Source organism: Bradyrhizobium sp. Arg237L, from assembly GCF_029990105.1.
Taxonomy (GTDB): Bacteria; Pseudomonadota; Alphaproteobacteria; order Rhizobiales; family Xanthobacteraceae; genus Bradyrhizobium.
Genome location: NZ_JAQMIL010000255.1, coordinates 1 through 340, shown reverse-complemented (window position 1 = coordinate 340; position 340 = coordinate 1). Strand labels below are relative to the sequence as shown.

Below are 340 nucleotides of genomic sequence, written 5' to 3'. Positions count from 1 at the left end.
CGTTGACCGCGAACGGCAGCACGTTGGCCGGCAGTCCATCGCCGAACCGCGCCAGCGCGTCGATCAGCGGCGTACCATGCGCATCGTCATGCACCAGCACGATCGCCTGCTCGCCGCCGGCCTCGCGATAGGCGATCAGCAGCGCGCGCAATTTGCGCATCAGCGTGTCTTCCGGCGGCAGCGCGTAGGACGCAGCGCCGGTCGGGCAGGCCGCCGCGCATTGGCCGCAACCCGCGCAGATGTTAGGATCGATCGCGACATGATCACCAGCCGGCGTGATTGCGCCTGCAGGGCAGAGATCGAGGCAGCGGGTGCAGCCGATGCGTCCCGAGCGCGAATG

The 340-nt window shown here is 68.8% G+C and carries 1 protein-coding gene; it reads right to left on the bottom strand.

From position 1 onward, the window contains the following. Positions 1-340, bottom strand: a 340-nt coding sequence (locus OZ411_RS43525; RefSeq protein WP_282532841.1) for a 4Fe-4S dicluster domain-containing protein, incomplete at both ends; no start/stop codon positions are given.